The sequence below is a fragment of the Tunturiibacter gelidiferens genome, from assembly GCF_014201335.1.
In the GTDB taxonomy this organism is placed as follows: domain Bacteria; phylum Acidobacteriota; class Terriglobia; order Terriglobales; family Acidobacteriaceae; genus Edaphobacter; species Edaphobacter lichenicola_E.
The window spans coordinates 105,404-122,291 of record NZ_JACHEB010000002.1; the positions used below are offsets into that span (position 1 = coordinate 105,404).

Sequence of the window (16,888 nt, forward strand, 5' to 3'; positions counted from 1 at the left end):
CGTATCAACCATGCAATACCAAGTATGTGTTGTCAAGGCCAGACGTTTGAGCAGCCTAGTGGAGCTGACAGGTTTGTGCGGGAACTCTGGGCTGCGACATGGATGACATGTGGTCCAATGCTAAAATTCGCGCAGAAGAGACCATTGAATGATCTGGATGAACCACAAGAGTTGCTGTGCAGGGGTTCTTTTCCTTTTCGGTGCCGTCTTGAATGCGGGACAGCATGCAAAGGCGCAGACTAATCCACCGCAAATCAAACTGTCGGTCCATTGGGAAGAACTAACGGGACCGGATTTTGTCGAGGCAATCAAACGTGCGCAGGGCACGTGCCTGTTGCCGTTCGGCATTATGGAGAAGCACGGACCACATATGCCGCTTGGAACCGATCTGATCAACGTGCGTTACGCGGCATTGCACGCGGCCGAGAATCAGTATGCCGTGGTCTTTCCGGAGTATTACTTTGGCCAGATCTCCGAAGCGCGTCATGAGCCAGGTACGGTGGCCTACAGTCGCGATCTGCAGTTGGCGTTGCTGCAAGCCACTACGGACGAGATGGCTCGCAATGGCTGCAAGAAAATCCTGATCGTGAATGGCCACGGCGGGAACGATAGTTTGGTTCCCTACTTTGCCCAGTCGCAGTTGGATAAACCGCACGATTATGTGGTCTATTTTTTCAAGGAGCGTACCCCGGCTTCCGGCGGCCCCAAGAAGAAGACAACCGTCGATGCGCACGCTGGTGAAAGTGAAACGTCCAAGATGATGGTTGTTCGGCCCGACGTCCTGCACCAGGGTCGTGCCGCGAGCGAGTCGGGTGCTGATCAGAATAGGCAACACCTGCCAGAGGGTGTTTACACCGGTATCTGGTGGTATTCCCGCTTCCCTGACCACTATGCCGGTGACGGCTCGGTTGCAACGCGTGAGTTAGGCGAATACCAAATGAACTGGTGGGTCGATGCAGTCAGCAAAGTCATCGCCGCTATCAAAGCGACGACGTGAGCCTCAAACTGCAGAACGAATTCTATGAAAAGAGCAGTCATCCGCTGGATACGAAGCAGTAATGCCCAGCGGGCTACTGAGATTCAGCTCGCAGATAACTACGTTTTACCAAGCGTTGAGGTTCGTAAAGCTCAAACGGGCGAAGGCGTCTGCGGATCGCAACATTGACCATGTCCGAAAATCGCGAGTTTCAGGCTGAATAAAGTGGGAAACTCTTTCCATGGAGTTACCCGACAAAGCCACTTGCCATCGTGCGCTACAGAGCCGTGACCCTCGTTTCGATGGCTTGATATACGTCGGAGTGAAGACGACGGGCATTTACTGTCGTCCTATTTGTCCGGCCAGGACTGCAAAATATGAGAACTGTACCTTCTATTCCTCCGCCGCCGCTGCGCAGGAAGCTGGCTACCGACCATGTCTGCGTTGCCGTCCTGAGACCGCGCCTGAATTCGCCTCCTGGCGCGGAACCTCCAACAGCGTTTCGCGGGCTCTCGCGTTGATTAGCGAAGGCGCGCTGGATGGTGAGGGCAAGAGCGTTGATGCCCTCGCCGCACGGCTTGGCATTGGAGAACGTCAGCTACGGAGGCTATTCCTTCAGCACCTTGGAGCTTCGCCGATTGCGGTGGCCCAGACCAGACGTGTCCTGTTTGCGAAACATCTGATCCACGAAACACAAATGCCCATGACTGCAATTGCACTGGCGGCGGGATTTAGCAGCCTGCGCCGGTTCAATGAGGTGTTTCACGCGCTCTTCCGTCGACCACCTAGCGCGCTGCGGCGCAAATCGTCCGCAAGCCGGCCAAATGTTGAAGCTGGTATTACGCTCACAGTACGATATCGCCCGCCATATGATTGGGAGTCCATGCTCGGCTTCCTGAGGACACGGGCTATCCCCGGCGTGGAGGTCGTAGAGAGCGACTGCTATCGCAGAACTGTTGAGATAGATGGCGCCATCGGAACTGTCCGCGTCTCCCATCTACCAAAGAAGGATAGTCTCTGTGTCACGATCCATTTCCCAACGGTTAAGGCGCTCCCCGCGATTCTGACGCGTGTGCGTCGCGTGTTCGACACGGGCGCTGACATAGAAACAATTGATGCACACCTTTCGAACGACTCTCATCTCGCTCCCTTTGTTGCACGGCGGCCAGGATTGCGAGCGCCTGGAGGATGGGATGGGTTTGAACTTGCGATTCGTGCAATTCTTGGGCAACAGATCACGGTTGGTGCAGCAAAACGGCTAGCGGGACAACTGGTAGCTCTTCATGGCAAACGTGTACCAAGATCGCTCGAAAATCACCGCAGCTTAACCCATACGTTTCCGACGGCGAAATGTCTCGCCTCGGTGGAATCGATGGGACTTGGAATGCCCGCAGCCCGTACAAAAGCGTTGAGGGCGATGGCTGAGGCGGCCTTGCGCGACCCCAATCTTTTTAGCCCGCATGGGACGATCGAAGAAGCGATTGCTCGTCTGCGCGACATTCCCGGCATTGGAGAATGGACGGCCCAATATATTGCTTTACGTGCGATTCGCGAGACGGACGCTTTCCCCACTTCAGACGTCGGCCTACTTCGCGGCATCGCAAAGGTCGATGGCGTACCGGCGACACCGGCCACACTCCTCCAACGAGCGGAGACGTGGCGGCCCTGGCGAGCCTATGCGGCGCAACATTTGTGGTCTGCCGATTCGGTCGATCTTCCGAATGAGGGCCTCGTTGGAAGGGCAGGTTCGTAGTCTCAAGGAACTTCGAAACGAAGTCTCTATCGCAATTAAGTCGCTGGGACTGACCTTCTTAACGATTATTGACAAAGAATCGGGACCCACCCTATACTCGCTTCATCGTCATGGACATCCGGAGTCTCTCATGCAGGCCAATTTAGCAGGTGCAGAGGAAGACTCAAGTCGCCGGATGGGGATAGTTGGAGCTTGCACCTCCAACATGCTCAACATGATAGGTGTAGGGCCCTTTTTAAGCATTCCTCTAGTTCTGATTGCAATGCATGGCTCTCATATTTTGCTCGCATGGCTTCTGGGCGCGGTGATTTCTCTATGCGACGGGCTTGTGTGGGCGGAGTTAGGGTCAGCCATGCCCTACTCCGGCGGGCCTTACTTCTATTTGCGTGAGGCTTTCGGCGCCCAGTCTTATGGGAAGGTCGCGAGCTTTCTTGTTCTTTGGTCGTCAGTACTTACTGCTCCGTTCCTTATCGCCTCAGGCGCAGTGGGTTTCTCGCAGTACCTTCATTATCTTTGGCCAGTCGTTAACGCAGCGGGGCTTACCGCGTTGGCAATGGCGGTTTGTCTCATCAACGTCGTGTTGCTCTATCGCAAAATCACAACGATCGGTGCAATATCCATTGGTCTTTGGATACTCGTCGCCGGAACGATTGTCTGGATCATCGTGAGCGGAGCGGACCACGTACCGTCCGCTCTAAGGGGACAGCTCGATGGTGGCTTCCCAGTGACAGACACCGCTTTTTGGAAGGGTGTGGGCGCCGCCACGTTAATAGCTGTCTACGACTATGTCGGTTACAACAACGTCTGCCTCATCGGCGGCGAGCTGAAGCGTCCCGAACGAACGATTCCGTACTCGATTATCCTCTCCATCTTGCTTGTCGCTGTTCTCTACATCGCGATGAACCTTGCCATTCTGGGTGTATTGCCGGTTCAGCAAAGCATGCACTCGACCGCAATCGTAGCCGATTACATGCAAGCGGTTTACAGCATCCAAAGTGCAAGAGTAGCCGATCTTCTTATTCTGGTCGCATCGTTCGCTTCAGTATTCGCGATTCTACTGGGCTATTCGCGTATTCCGTTCGCTGCTGCAAGCCAGGGTGAGTTCTTTAGCGTCTTTGCACGCGTGCATCCGACCAAAGGCATTCCTCACATTTCGCTCGTGATCCTTGGTTTTCTCTCCGCGTGCGCATGCATGCTTAGTCTCGACACGCTTATCAGTTTGGTAATAGTGATTCAGACGATGATCCAATTCCTTGCTCAGTGTGTTGCCGTGATTCTGTTGCGTAGGCGTCACACGGAGAAGAACTCTGTCAGATTTCTAATGCCCTTCTACCCTTTACCGGCGGTTATTGCTTTCATGGGATGGCTTCTGATTCTTATCTCCAGCGGTGCACGAAATATACTCTTTGCTTTTGCCGCCACTCTCGTCGGTGTGGCCGCCTTTCTTTATAAGTCACGCCAAGAGCAACGATGGCCTTTTGAGACGATATGACTAAACGCTGGGATATTGCCGTAGCCGGCGAAGTATACGTAGACCATATTTTTACGGACTTCGACCATGTCCCGTTGCCGGGAGAAGAGGTCTTCGCCGACCAGTATCGTCGCGAGGCTGGAGGCGGCACTGTCAACACCGCTTGCGCGTTGGCCCGCCTTGGCCACCGCACCTCTCTTTTTGGGGTGTTTGGCAGAGACGAAGAGGCATGGCTTCGGTCGAGACTCAACTCCTTCGGCGTTCATGCGGATGATGCACACTCGTCTGAGTTGCCGAATGCACTCACTGTTAGTATGTCGACGAGATCGGATCGGAGCTTTCTAAGCTACGCCGGAGCAAATAGGGTTCTCGAAGAGTACGTGGCTTTGCCTGAGACAATTGCGGCTCTGTCTAAGTCGCAGCACATTCATTTTGCAATGCCGCTTGAACTTGACCTTGCGAAACTATTACTACCCGCCCTTAGATCCGCTGGTTGCACTCTTTCCATTGACCCTGGATGGCGTAAAGACTGGTTCTTGAATCCTGACAGCCTCAATGTATTACGCATGGTCGACCTCTTCTTCCCAAACGAAGGCGAAGCACAGCTGCTTACGGGTCGTAAGGATCCCGACGACGTGTTGCGGGAATTTGCCGCGATGGGATTGGAACACACGGTGGTCAAATTGGGTCCACGGGGAGCAGTCACCTGGCGACAAAATCGCTCTTACAAAATGACCCCGCCGGATGTCCAGGTGGTAGATACTACCGGCGCAGGCGATGCGTTCGATGCGGGATTTATTGATGCGTGGCTATCTGGGGCCGATATCGAAGATCAGTTGCGAAGGGCATGTATCTGCGGCTCCTTTTCGACGCGCGCCCGAGGAGCTCTTACCGCATTGCCTTCCCGAGAAGAGATGCTGAATGTTGTGCAAGAAAACTCTATCGTTTGATATATCGGAGCCAGAAGTGTCGAATCTACGGATGGATCCCGCGTTCGCAGCGCTTGTCAAACAGCCGAGAGACGGGTTTAGCGACGTAGGGGTTCTGCGTGAAGCCACCGTTGCTGCACGGCAGGAAACGTCGTCACGTCTTTCAGACTTTGACCTTGAGATTGAAGATCGCGATATCCCCTCACACGGCGAAGAGAAGACAGTAGTACCGGTGAGAATCTATCGCGGAAGGAACGTGGCAGGTTCATCCCCGGTATTGCTCTACCTTCATGGTGGTGGTTTCTTTTGCGGAGATCTTTTTTCTGAACAACTGCAATGTGCCCAATATGCTCTGAATGCACGGTGTGCCGTCATATGTGTGGACTACAGACTCGCTCCCGAAAATCCTTTCCCAGCTGCGCTTAGTGACTGTTACCGAGCGCTTGAGTTTGTCTGGAATCATGGCGAGGCGCTAAAGCTTGATCGGGATTTCATAGCTGTAGGAGGCTCTAGCGCGGGCGCGAACCTCGCTGCTGCGGTCGCGCTTCTTGCACGCGATCGTGGCGGGCCAAAGATATGCTTTCAGCTGCTTCTGATACCGGCCTTGGATGATCGCCTGGAGACAGTCTCTGCAGTTCAATTCACCGATACGCCGGGCTTTGCTAGGTCTGAGGCAGAGGTTATGTGGCGCTGGTACCTGGGCGAAAGCCCTCAGGATGTCTCTCCTTATGCGGCGCCGGCACGAGCGAAAGACCTGTCCGGCCTCCCTGCGTCATACATCCTTTGCGCAGGCCTCGATCCACTGCGCGATGAAGGTCTTAACTACGCAAATCGTCTGACTGAATCAGGGGTTGCTGTGGAGCTCCACTTAGTGCCATCTATCCCCCATGGGTTTGCCAGTGTTCCTTCTGCAGCAGTTTCGGAACGTCTCTTGAGCGAACAACTTGCCGTGTTACGAAGCGCATTCGCTCGAGAGAGCAGCTTGTGATCGGTCAACGAGTCGTAATATGGCTCTTGACGCATTTTGTCTGAGAAAGCGCCAGCCGAACAATGCACGAGTCAAAGCAGAAAATGAGAATCGCATAATACCCATCGAGGCGCAGGATGAACAGAAATGGCGTACTAATCGGAAGCCCCGCGCTCATGCGTCGGACAAATGCGCGCACAATTCTAAGATCTTTGAAAAAGCTCGGTACCTGCTCGCGTGCAGATCTCGTCCGCGAGACAGGAATGAGTGCTCCTACGGTTGCCAACGTCATATCCGACCTCGACGATCTCGGGCTCATTCAGTGGATCGGAGAGGGCGTATCAGGTGGAGGGCGTCCGCCGGAAAACTTACGTTTCAATGCTGAATATGGTTGTCTTGCTGGGGTCGATGTCACCGTAGACGCACTTCGAATTCTACTTACTGATCTCAACGGAACTCTTCTGGAGGAGCAAAACGAAGCATTACCGAAGGAGGCACGTAGCCCCGATGATGTCATCGGAGTGCTGCGCAACTCGCTGAAGGCGATTATGCAGAGACGCAATCTGCCGTCAAAGAAGTTAGTTGCGATGACCGTTGGCGTGGCCGGCATCACAAATGCAAAAGACGGCATAGTAGTTTCTGTCAGCGATTCGAGCACATGGAGAAACGTTGCGCTCCGGAATCTGCTGAAAGAGCATTTTGCATGCGCCCTCTTTGTAGAAAACGATACTAACCTTGCCGCACTTGGCGAACACTTTCGCGGTGTAGCTCAAGCAGAAGAGAGCTTCGTCTTTATCGGGATCGGATCGGGTGTCGGCGCGGGCATATTTCTCAACGGACAGATAGTGCACGGGGCAAGTTGGTCGGCCGGAGAGATCGGTTATCTTCGAGTCCCGAACGTCTCAAGCATGCAGCCATCGCTATACGATTTTGGCGCGCTTGAGCAGGTGTTAGGCGGCCCCGGCATTTTGAGGAGCTGGAATGCAGTCAGTAGTAAGTCCGGCCAAAAAACTAAGCTACGAAAAGCGAGCAAAGTCTTTGACCTCGCGCTCGAAGGCGATCCACTCGCGCAAAAAATTGCGCTGCAACGCGCCCGCTTGCTAAAGGATGTAATCCTCAATCTCTCGCTCATTCTGAATCCAAACCTTTTTGTCGTTGGAGGGGATCTAGGCGCTCATGCGGCCCTTTTGGAGCCAACTATGGAGATGCTCCAAAAAAGCGAAGTAGCCGTGGCCAGCGTGCTTCCAAGTAGTCTTGGAAATTCAGCGGTTGCGTGGGGTGGCATAGCGGTTTCAATGCGAAATTCAGAACAAACGCTGCTGGGCAACTAACTTCGGAAGAGAATCAACAATATCCCACAAGCATCGACGGCATTTTCCTCTTTGGTTTGGTGGGTTGAGTAGTCGCGGATGCAACTGCCGACACGCGTCTCATCGCAGATTTGAGCATGTTCCTAATCAATTTTTTTTCTCGCAGGTTATTGACGCGAGATGGTTTGCAGGTGAAGCCGGTCCTTGCGAAGGGCCAAATGATTTAAAGCAAGCAACTTAAATATTTTTTGTTGACGACGCTAGATATTAACGATAGGTTCCTAAGTATCTTTTAGGACAGAAAGTTGCTTCTGACAAACGTCGCACGTACGGCTTTGTAGCTATCCGTTCTCATGCGGCAAATGAAGGATTTGACCGTCGGGGGATCGAATCGTCCCGCCAATAGGATGCCTCGGAATCTAATTTCAACCTTGATAGAGCACCAGCATTAGAGATAAAAACGGCGGCAATCAGATCGAAAGCGAAACACTTATGGGAGAGCCTTATGAGAGAGACAAGCTTTTTGGATCGACAAGCAAATATAGAGCCTTCAACGGATGTATTTGCATTTGCATTTGTTTCGTCTGTCCCTAAAGAGGCGAAGGGCTTTCTTTGGAGCCACTTATGTCTTCTTATGATGCTAATTTCGCTTGCGTTTCCGCATCTGGCGCGAGGGCAAGAACTGGCCGGAACCTTTAGCGGCACGGTTACAGACGCTAGCGGCGCAGTAATTCCCCACGCTACTATTACGATCACGCTCAACGGAGTAAGCGGGGCCTCCCGTGTCGTGCAGACCAACGAGTCGGGTAATTACACCGCGACCAACCTCGAGGCCGGCACCTACACAATCACCGTTTCAGATCCGAGCTTTGAAAACTTCACCGATCGTAATGTCGTTTTGAACGTTGCACAAAAGCGTACGGTGAACGCACAACTAAAGGTTGGAGGCCAAAGCCAGACGGTGACCGTGGAGGATAATCCGGTCGCCCTCGATACTGAGAGCAGTTCGCAGGCTGGGACGATCTCCGGAACACAGTTGCGCGAGCTAGAGCTCGTCAATCGCAACTTTCAACAGTTAGTCACGCTACAGCCGGGCGTGGTGAACTTACTCGGCGATCAACCTGGCTTTGGGGGAATCAACAGTACATCCTCAGTGTCCATCAACGGAGCACGCACGACGGCAAACAACTGGTCCGTGGATGGTGCCGACATCAACGACAGCGGCTCCAACTCAACCCTGCTTAACATTCCCAGCGTCGATGCAATTCAGGAGTTCACGTTGGAGAGAAGCTCCTATGACGCCAGTTTTGGACGCAGCGGGGGCGGCCAGGTTCTTGTAGCCACTCGATCCGGTACCAGCGCATTCCATGGATCAGCTTATGAGTTCGTGCGCACAGCCAACACCAACGCAAACAACTACTTCAACAACCAGTTAGGCGTGCCCCGTGCACCGGATCACTACAACAACTTTGGGTTTACAGTGGGTGGGCCGATATTCATTCCACACGTTTACAACACGAACAAGACGAAGACCTTCTTCTTCTGGTCAGAAGAATGGCGCAAGATCACGGAGCCGATGACAAACAACGTGGCGGCGCCTACTACTGCCGAGCTGGCAGGAACTTTCTACGAAACTCCTAGTCAGTATGCTGGAACCATAGCTGCCGTAGGAGCAGGTTGCGTTAGTTCCTATGATCCTTCCACAGGTGTCGCCGTTGCCAATCCTTCCTGCTACAGCGCCAATTCCAAGGTTTACCTGGCGCAGATTTTCAGTAAGTTTCCAGCGAACGCAACCGCCATCAATCCCTCTACTGGCTTTACCAACGGCACTGTGTTCAGCTCTTACTCTTCGTTGAACAATTTCCGGCAGGACCTGGTTCGCGTGGATCACTACTTCAACGACAAGCTGCATTTCTACGCGCGCGGCATGCAGGATGACGCTCCCAGCAACCTGCCTACCGGCCTTTGGGGCGGAGCCAACTATCCTGGAGTAGTTAATGTGGGCATCAACGCGCCGGGAAAAAATGTGGTCGCTAATCTAACCTGGACGATCTCTCCGAAGATGGTGAATGAGGTAGAGTTTGCCTACTCGCAGGGAACCATTAACGGCACGCTCTCCGGCCCTGCAAACTCTCCTTCTGTCCTCTCCTCGCTGACCAACAATCTTGCCAATCCAGACCCCTATGGTCGCATTCCCAGCGTGACCATATTGGATGGATCCGTCACTGGTGTTTCACAGGGCAGCGCTCCATACTTTGAACGAAACCTCGACCGTAATATTTTCGACAACTTCTCGGTAACTTTGGGAAATCACACCATACGTGCAGGTGTAACGGCGCAGCAGATGTTAAAGACAGAGGACGCCTCTGAAGGCAATCCGAACTTCAGCTTTAATACCTGGGGAGATTTCCTGTTGGGAAATGTCACCCAGTACTCCCAGGCCAATCGGGACATCGTTCCCGATCTGCGATTCTGGAATACGGAAGCGTATGTTCAGGATGACTGGAAGGTGAATCGCAGACTTACTCTGAACCTCGGCCTTCGCTGGACAAGATTCCCTTCGCCCACCGATGCGAAGGATACCTTGGTCAACTTTAATCCCCTGTTATACAAGCCGACTCAAGCCCCGGGGCTCGACGGCGATGGAAACTTTCTCCCGGGCCAGCTCTACACGCCGGCGACCTACGCCAATGGTTTGATCTTTCCTAAAGGAAGTGCCTGCGCGGCCGCTCAGGCTATCTCCGCACAGGTTGCCTGCTCTCCGTACGGCGGCACCGTCAATCCCAACTATAGTTGGAACTTCGGGCCTCGCGTCGGTTTTGCCTATAGTCCCTTCGGAGACGGCAAGACGGTTCTGCGCGGCGGCTTCGGTCTATTTTTCGACCGCACGCTCAACGGAGTCTGGGAGCAGAATGCATTCGGCGATCCGCCTCTGGTGCAGACCACAACAATTACCAACGCGTCGTTTGACAATCCGATAGGCCTCGGTTCTGCGGCTCCTCCCGCTTTGGGACCAAATGCGCTGACGACAACAGGCAACCCTGACTTCAAGGTTCCCTCGTATGCTTCCTACAATCTCTCGGTGCAGCAACAATTGGCCCCATCGATAATGTTTGAAATAGCCTACGTCGGGTCAGTATCACGGCACCTGTTGGGTGAATTGGATCTCAATCAGCCGACACTTTCCACTAGGGAAGATAATCCAGACTCTCCTCTCAACAACATTCGCCCCTACTTGGGCTACTCGGACTTCCATACCAGGCTGCCCATCTTCACTTCAAACTACAATTCGCTGCAGGCATCGCTTAATATTCGGACGACGCGCGACCTGACCCTCGGCCTCGCGTACACCTGGTCAAAGAACCTCTCAGATCAGGCCAACGACCGTGGTACTGCCAATACCTATGCCTATAACCCGAAGTTGGACTACGGGCCTTCTACGTTGAATGAGCCACAGATATTCGTCGCCAACTTCGTCTACAAAGCGCCCTTCTTTCGCGAGCAGCATGGCCTGACTGGCCAGGTACTTGGTGGTTGGGAGGTCTCGGGAATCACGACTTTTAACTCCGGGCTTTCTTTGACCACTTCTCAGACTACCGATCCGTTTGGCTGTGTCGCGGATGCTACAACTGCGAATGGATGCGCAGCAGGAACTTATCCCGGTGGTCTGGGGATGGTCAGTCCGAACGCAGATGTTGTCCCGCGGCCTGATCAGGTCTCTCTCGTTCACCTTACTAAGAGTCAGACCCAATGGTTCACCACCAACTCATTCGCGAATGCTCAGGGTCACTTCGGCAGTAGCGGAGTTGGAAGTTTCCTCAGCCCCGGAACCGAAAGAATTGACCTTGGCCTGTTGAAGAACTTCAGGTTCAGTGAGCGCGCCCACCTTCAACTCCGCGCCGAGGCCTTCAACCTCTTCAATCACACTAACTTCGTCGGGCCAGGTGGAGCTGCAGCCGGCGGAATCGATACTACTCTGGGAAGCGGTACGTTTGGACAAGCCTTAAGCGCTCATATACCCCGCACCATGCAGTTCAGCGGAAAGTTTTACTTCTGACGCTTTGGTCTAACGAGCGGAACCAACCCGTATCTCGATGGGTAACGATGATGCCACTTGCCCGAGTAGAAACTAGTGAGCGTGTGTCGAGAAGGCCGTCTCAGATCGCAACAACTGAGCGGCCTCTCGACAGAAAAGGATTCGTTCCTCTGTATTTTCAAATTCAGTGTGCACTGGTCGAAAAAATTCATTCGGGAGAGCTGAAGGAAGGAGATCTTTTAACGTCGGAGTGGCAGTTAGCACGTGCCTATCACGTTAGCCGGGTGACAGCGCGCGAGGCGTTACATGGCCTCAAAACTAGCGGCTATGCCTCCAGTCTAAGAGGACGCGGGACCTTCGTTACGAAACCAAAACGCGAAAAACCCCTGACGCAGCTGCGCGGCTTTACAGAGGAGATTGCGGAACGCGGCATGGTCCCAGCTTCGCGCTTGCTTGAGCAGAGAGTTATCGATGCGACCGCCGAACTTGCCGAAAGCCTCGAAGTTCAAGTGGGGTCACCGGTGATGAGACTTCGCCGCCTCCGACTGGCTGACGGCATTCCCATGGCAGTTGAGAAAACTTACATCTCACTCAGCCGCTTCCCGGGCATTCAACAGATCAACTTCGGTGAAAAGTCGCTTTATCAAACACTCCGTGACCAGTTTAGCGTGCACCTAGCTTGGGCAGCCGAGACAATCGAAATCCTGCCGGCGAACTGCGAAGAGTCTAGATTGCTAAAGATCCCTGCAAAAGCAGGTGTTTTGTCAATCTCGCGAAACACAATAACAGAGGATCGTGTGCCCATAGAGGTCACGGTGTCTCGCTATCGTGCGGACCGCTATCGTGCTCTGGTTTATATCCCTGCGACGGCGATTCGTATAGGCGCGACGGTCTACAAAGAGAATTAGCCCTGCACCTTTGCTTGGAGGTCAGCGCGGACACTCACATCCTAGCGGCTAAACGTTGCGTGCCTTGCCTCAGCAGGAGAAAATGATGTGAAGGGAGGTGCCTTGAACTACAGATTGGCAATCTGTCTGGCGCTCGCAATCAACGTCCCGAGTCTCGCCCTGCATTCGCAGGAAGTCCCAATACCAGCGGCAACTGCACCGCAACTCGATCAACACGAGAATGGAACCAAGTCTGAAGCTGCTTTGACCGCCTTATCCAAAGCTCACCCGACAGATCCAATGCCTCTCGCTCGGTTGGGTCTCCTTGAAGCCCGCCAGGGGCATCTCCCCCAGGCAATTGTCTTCTATCGCAAGGCTATGGCGCTCAAGCCCAACATGCCGGGCCTGCGATTAAACCTGGGCTTGGCGCTCTTCAAGGATGGGCAATATAAAGAAGCCATTCAGATTTTCATTCCCTTGCTCAAGTCGCAGCCGCCGTCCTCGCCGGAGAAGCAGCGCCTAAATGTTCTCATCGGAATGTCGCATTACGGTCTCGCAGAATACGCTGCTGCAGTCCCCTACCTGAAGCAGGCGGCGGATCACGACGTACAGAATCTTCCGTTGCTTCTAAGTCTTGCGCATAGCTGTTTATTGTCGAAGCAATACCCTTGCGTTCTCGATGTTTATCGCCGCATGATCGCGCAAAACGCCGAGTCGGCTGAGGCCGACATGCTCGTCGGCGAAGCATTAGACGAGATGAAAGATACCAGCGGAGCGACTAGGGAATTTCGCGCCGCAGTTCAGGCGAATCCGAAGGAACCGAACGCGCATTTCGGTTTGGGCTACCTGTTATGGACGCAACTCCAGTTTCAGGAAGCTTCCCAGGAGTTTCAAGCCGAGTTAGAAAATACCCCCGACTACCCCAAGGCAATGCTCTATCTCGCTGATTCAGATATCAAATTAAACAGGAATGAAGATGCGAGGCCCTTATTGGAAAGGGTGGTGGCGATGGAGCCCACGAACTCCATGGGCCTTCTCGATTTAGGAGTTGTCTATGCTGAGGCTAATCGCAAAGAGGATGCGTTGCGCGAATTCAAGGCTGTCGCCGCGCTCACTCCTGATGATGTAAACGTTCACATGTGGCTTGGTCGTCTCTACCGATCCACGGGGAATTATAGTGAAGCGAAAATGGAATTCGACAAAGCGAAGAGTCTCAACAGGACCACCCACGACGCGCTCATCACGGTGATGTCCAGCTCTCACGAAAAAGATAAGGTGTCCTCGTCAGAGACGCCTGCCAACTAGCCGGTCCTAACAACCAATGACGGTAATGCGGGTGCGATGAGACGGCAAGCTAGCATCCTTTCGTTTTGAGGGAGCGTGCGATCGGCTCATTGTTGGGCTGAATTATCGCATCGCCATCACTGACGAAGTTCGACCTCTGTGGCTCCTTGACCGCCTTGATTTTGGGGCGGCTCGGTGACCGTGGTGACATGGGGGTGATTGCGCAGGTATTCGCGCAGAGTTCGGCGGAGTACACCCATGCCGGTGCCGTGAACGATGCGGATTCGGGGCAGGCCGGCGAGAAAGGCGCGGTCAATGAAGCGTTCAACTTCAGTTTGAGCTTCGTCGGCGGTGCGGCCGATGACGTTGATCTCGGACGTCATATAGTCTGTGTCGTCGTTGACCGTGGCCACGGTAACGCCTCCCCGTTTACGCGCGGCTTCGAGCGGGGTGACTACCTTAACTGACTCGACTTCCGCGATGTCGTCTATGCCGGCGCGCATCTTCATGAGACCCATCGATACTTCAAAGTTTTTCGCGTCAATGACGCGGTCGACTCTTGCCTGGCGGCCAAGCGACTTCAGCTTTACGAGATCCCCTACCTTTATGCCCTTGGGGACGTGGGGCTGAGCGGCGGGGTCGTTTTTATCGGCGCGAGTCGTGTGGGCAACGACGGTGGAATTGAACTGTTCGGAAAACTCGCGACGGAGGGTCGCCATCCGTCGATCGGAGTCGCGTGCGATCTTTTGCGCCAGTGCCTTGTCATCGATGGCTTTGACGGTCTCGCGTAGTTGGTAGGCGAAGTTTTCGATCAGGGAGTTGAGTTTGGTTTCTAGCTCTTTGGTGCGAGCCTTCTGTTCGACGCGGCCTTCGACTTCGACGCGTGCCTTTTCGCGGGATAGTTCGCGCTCACGCTGTTGCATAGTCTCGCGCTCAACTGCGGCTGCGGTGAGCTGATCGTGAAGCTGATCAAGGAAGGCACCGATGTCTGCGGTCTGCGTGGTCATTTGGGCGCGGGCGGATGCGATGATGTCGGCGCCGAGACCGAGGCGGGCCGCGATGTTGAGACCAGCAGAGGCCCCTGGTACGCCGAGGCGTAATTCGTAGGTGGGGGTGAGGGTCTGTTGATCAAAACCTACGGCTGCGTTGAGGACTCCAGGGTGGTTGGCGGCATAAACTTTGAGCGAGGTAAGGTGAGTGGTGATGCAGCACCATGCATTGAGCTTGAGGAAGTGAGTTGCGATGGCAACCGCGAGAGCAGCTCCTTCTTCAGGGTCGGTGGCTGAACCTAGCTCGTCGAGCAGGACAAGCGAATTTGATGTGGCTTCGCGGGAGATGCGATCAAGATTGACGACGTGAGCGGAGAAGCTGGAAAGATTGCGCTCGATGGACTGAGCGTCACCAATGTCGGCGTAGATGCTTTCAAAGAGAGGGAGCTTCGCCTCTTCGGCAGGGACAGGGACGCCAGCCTGAGCCATCAGCGAGAGTAAGCCCAAGGTTTTAAGAGAGACAGTTTTGCCGCCGGTGTTGGGTCCGCTGATAATAAGTTGCTTGGCTTCTGGCGGCAGAATAATGGTGAGTGGAACTGGTCTGCTTGGTTCGGTCCCATCGGCTAGCGCTGCTGCGCGCATGCGGAGTTCCAGCAGAGGATGGCGAGCGGCCGTGAGGGAGAGTTCCTGCGCAAAGATGGGGCGGGAGCAGTTGAGAGTTTCGGCAAAACGTGCGCGGGCGCTGTGAGATTCGACCTCGGCGAGGATGCGGGCGCCGAGATGGATCGCGGTGGAGTTTTGACCGAGGGCGTGGGTCATTGCGACGAGGATGCGGTGTATCTCTGATTGCTCTTCGTCGAGAAGGCGAACCAGTTCATTATTTTGCTCGATGGTCTCGAGAGGCTCGACGAATACCGTCTGTCCGGAGGATGACGAGCCGTGAATGACGCCGGGGACCTTGCGTTTGAATTCGGACTTCACGGGAATGACGAAACGGTCGCCGCGAATGGTGATGAGATCTTCCTGAGTGGTACCACCTTCGCTGAGACTTTGTAGGGATCGGCGGAGACTTGCCTGGATGGCTCGATGCTGGCGCTCCATGGCGCGGCGGATGCGGTTCAGTTCCGACGAGGCATCGTCGTTGAGGCTGCCATCGGGCTCGATCTTTCCGCGCAGAAGGCGGAGTAGCGGAGCCAGATCGTAGTCGAGCAAGGGCGCAGAGAGTGCGGCGATACCTGGCCACTCGTATCGTGTTCCGTTAGGCGGCGGGTCGATGAGATTGCGCCAGGCAGCCACGCGTTCTACGACCGCGAGAAGGTCGCGGATCTCAGTTGATTCGAGGGCAGCACCTTCGATGCGGGCCTTCTCGAGCAAGGTCGTTGGGTCGAAAAGTCCATGGAACTCGAAACTGCCGCCACGGGTGAGCATAGAGCGCATCTCGGCTGTGCGCTGTTGTTGCAGGTCGATCCAGGCAAGGTCGGCGCAGGGTTCGAGCGCGAGAATCCAGGCGCGGCCCAGAGCGGAGAAGGTGCGGCTTGCGATGTACTCGCGGAGACGTGGCCACTCCAGAGCTGCTGCACTCGCTTCGTGGAGCGGGGAGGGGATGGTCGGTAATAGTTCTGCAGAGGTCACTTCTTTTATCGTACCCTTGCGGGGAACCGGGAGCAGAACGCCTGCGTAGCAAGAAGAGAGCAGGGCTGGCGTCTTGTGATGTGGAGGTGTCAGATGGTCTGTCAGGCATGTGGAGCTTCAGTAGTAGATGGGGTTTATTTTTGTTCGAAGTGCGGGGCGCAGGTTGTCGCTGCTCAACCGACTTATGCCGCATATCCGCAGCCGCCGGCGCCCGTCCTTGTACCGAGAGTCCGTCGGCATCTACAGACACTTGGGGTGCTGTGGTGTGCCTTTGGGGCGTACAGGTTTATCAGCGGCTTGATGGGCATGTTTTTCCTGCATGCCTTCGCTGGCCGTGGATTCGGAGGCTACGACTGGCCCTTCAACCACTCCCATGGTGTCTTTGGACAGCCGTGGATGGCCTCGTTGCTGCCCGTCATTGCTGTTTACACTGTGGTGATGGCAGGCCTCGCGCTGTTCGTCGGCTATAGCCTGTTGACGCGTCGACCATGGGGCCGGACGCTGGCTATCGTAGTCGGGATCCTCAGTCTGCTGAAGCCGTTCTTTGGCACTGCGTTGGGAATCTACACTCTCTGGGTGCTGGCTCCGGGAGCTTCGGGCCTGGAGTACGACGCGATCGCAGACCGAACCTGAGGGCTGGACGTAAACTGGAAG

General features: G+C 54.7%; 11 protein-coding genes. 10 read left to right on the forward strand and 1 reads right to left on the reverse strand.

What is annotated here, in order from left to right; all coding sequences use genetic code 11:
* The first annotated feature begins 148 nt into the window (after positions 1–148).
* The 9 genes from HDF14_RS04190 (at position 149) to HDF14_RS04230 (ending at position 13,634) form a co-directional block, all read left to right on the forward strand.
* The gene (locus HDF14_RS04190; protein WP_260698023.1) at positions 149–997 is read left to right on the forward strand and encodes a creatininase family protein; all 849 of its coding nucleotides are present in this window, start codon (positions 149–151) and stop codon (positions 995–997) included.
* Positions 998–1,217: 220 nt separating this feature from the next.
* Entirely contained in the window at positions 1,218–2,729 is a 1,512-nt protein-coding gene (locus HDF14_RS04195) for an AlkA N-terminal domain-containing protein (RefSeq protein ID WP_183973867.1), read from the forward strand.
* A gap of 130 nt (positions 2,730–2,859) precedes the next feature.
* Positions 2,860–4,221, forward strand: a complete 1,362-nt coding sequence (locus HDF14_RS04200; protein WP_183973868.1) for an APC family permease — start codon at positions 2,860–2,862, stop codon at positions 4,219–4,221.
* Positions 4,218–5,150, forward strand: coding sequence for a carbohydrate kinase family protein (locus HDF14_RS04205; protein ID WP_183973870.1), 933 nt, complete (start codon positions 4,218–4,220; stop codon positions 5,148–5,150). The genes HDF14_RS04200 and HDF14_RS04205 overlap by 4 nt, the downstream gene beginning before the upstream one ends.
* Positions 5,151–5,181: 31 nt before the next feature.
* Positions 5,182–6,117, forward strand: a complete 936-nt coding sequence (locus HDF14_RS27380) for an alpha/beta hydrolase (protein ID WP_183974603.1) — start codon at positions 5,182–5,184, stop codon at positions 6,115–6,117.
* Between the two features lie 242 nt (positions 6,118–6,359).
* Positions 6,360–7,427, forward strand: coding sequence for an ROK family protein (locus tag HDF14_RS04215; protein WP_183973872.1), 1,068 nt, complete (start codon positions 6,360–6,362; stop codon positions 7,425–7,427).
* 613 nt (positions 7,428–8,040) lie between these two features.
* The gene (locus tag HDF14_RS04220) at positions 8,041–11,463 is read left to right on the forward strand and encodes a TonB-dependent receptor (RefSeq protein ID WP_260698024.1); all 3,423 of its coding nucleotides are present in this window, start codon (positions 8,041–8,043) and stop codon (positions 11,461–11,463) included.
* A gap of 50 nt (positions 11,464–11,513) precedes the next feature.
* On the forward strand, positions 11,514–12,350 hold the full coding sequence (locus HDF14_RS04225) for a GntR family transcriptional regulator (protein WP_183974605.1): 837 nt from the start codon (positions 11,514–11,516) through the stop codon (positions 12,348–12,350).
* 102 nt (positions 12,351–12,452) lie between these two features.
* Positions 12,453–13,634: a tetratricopeptide repeat protein gene (locus tag HDF14_RS04230; RefSeq protein ID WP_183973876.1), complete on the forward strand. Its 1,182-nt coding sequence runs from the start codon at positions 12,453–12,455 to the stop codon at positions 13,632–13,634.
* Positions 13,635–13,750: 116 nt separating this feature from the next.
* Here HDF14_RS04230 and HDF14_RS04235 read toward each other — a convergent pair whose 3' ends face one another.
* A complete protein-coding gene (locus HDF14_RS04235) occupies positions 13,751–16,234 on the reverse strand; it encodes an endonuclease MutS2 (protein ID WP_313899485.1) in 2,484 nt (827 codons plus the stop codon).
* Positions 16,235–16,327: 93 nt separating this feature from the next.
* Here HDF14_RS04235 and HDF14_RS04240 point away from each other — a divergent pair, with 93 nt between their 5' ends.
* The gene (locus tag HDF14_RS04240; protein WP_183973878.1) at positions 16,328–16,867 is read left to right on the forward strand and encodes a zinc ribbon domain-containing protein; all 540 of its coding nucleotides are present in this window, start codon (positions 16,328–16,330) and stop codon (positions 16,865–16,867) included.
* Positions 16,868–16,888: the final 21 nt, after the last annotated feature.

Coding starts and splice junctions, on each gene's coding strand:
- HDF14_RS04215 (WP_183973872.1), top strand. CDS start 6,360: ATGAGTGCTCCTACGGTTGCCAACGTCATATCCGACCTCGACGATCTC.
- HDF14_RS04200 (WP_183973868.1), top strand. CDS start 2,860: ATGCAGGCCAATTTAGCAGGTGCAGAGGAAGACTCAAGTCGCCGGATG.
- HDF14_RS27380 (WP_183974603.1), top strand. CDS start 5,182: ATGGATCCCGCGTTCGCAGCGCTTGTCAAACAGCCGAGAGACGGGTTT.
- HDF14_RS04205 (WP_183973870.1), top strand. CDS start 4,218: ATGACTAAACGCTGGGATATTGCCGTAGCCGGCGAAGTATACGTAGAC.
- HDF14_RS04225 (WP_183974605.1), top strand. CDS start 11,514: ATGCCACTTGCCCGAGTAGAAACTAGTGAGCGTGTGTCGAGAAGGCCG.
- HDF14_RS04220 (WP_260698024.1), top strand. CDS start 8,041: ATGATGCTAATTTCGCTTGCGTTTCCGCATCTGGCGCGAGGGCAAGAA.
- HDF14_RS04195 (WP_183973867.1), top strand. CDS start 1,218: ATGGAGTTACCCGACAAAGCCACTTGCCATCGTGCGCTACAGAGCCGT.
- HDF14_RS04190 (WP_260698023.1), top strand. CDS start 149: ATGATCTGGATGAACCACAAGAGTTGCTGTGCAGGGGTTCTTTTCCTT.
- HDF14_RS04240 (WP_183973878.1), top strand. CDS start 16,328: ATGGTCTGTCAGGCATGTGGAGCTTCAGTAGTAGATGGGGTTTATTTT.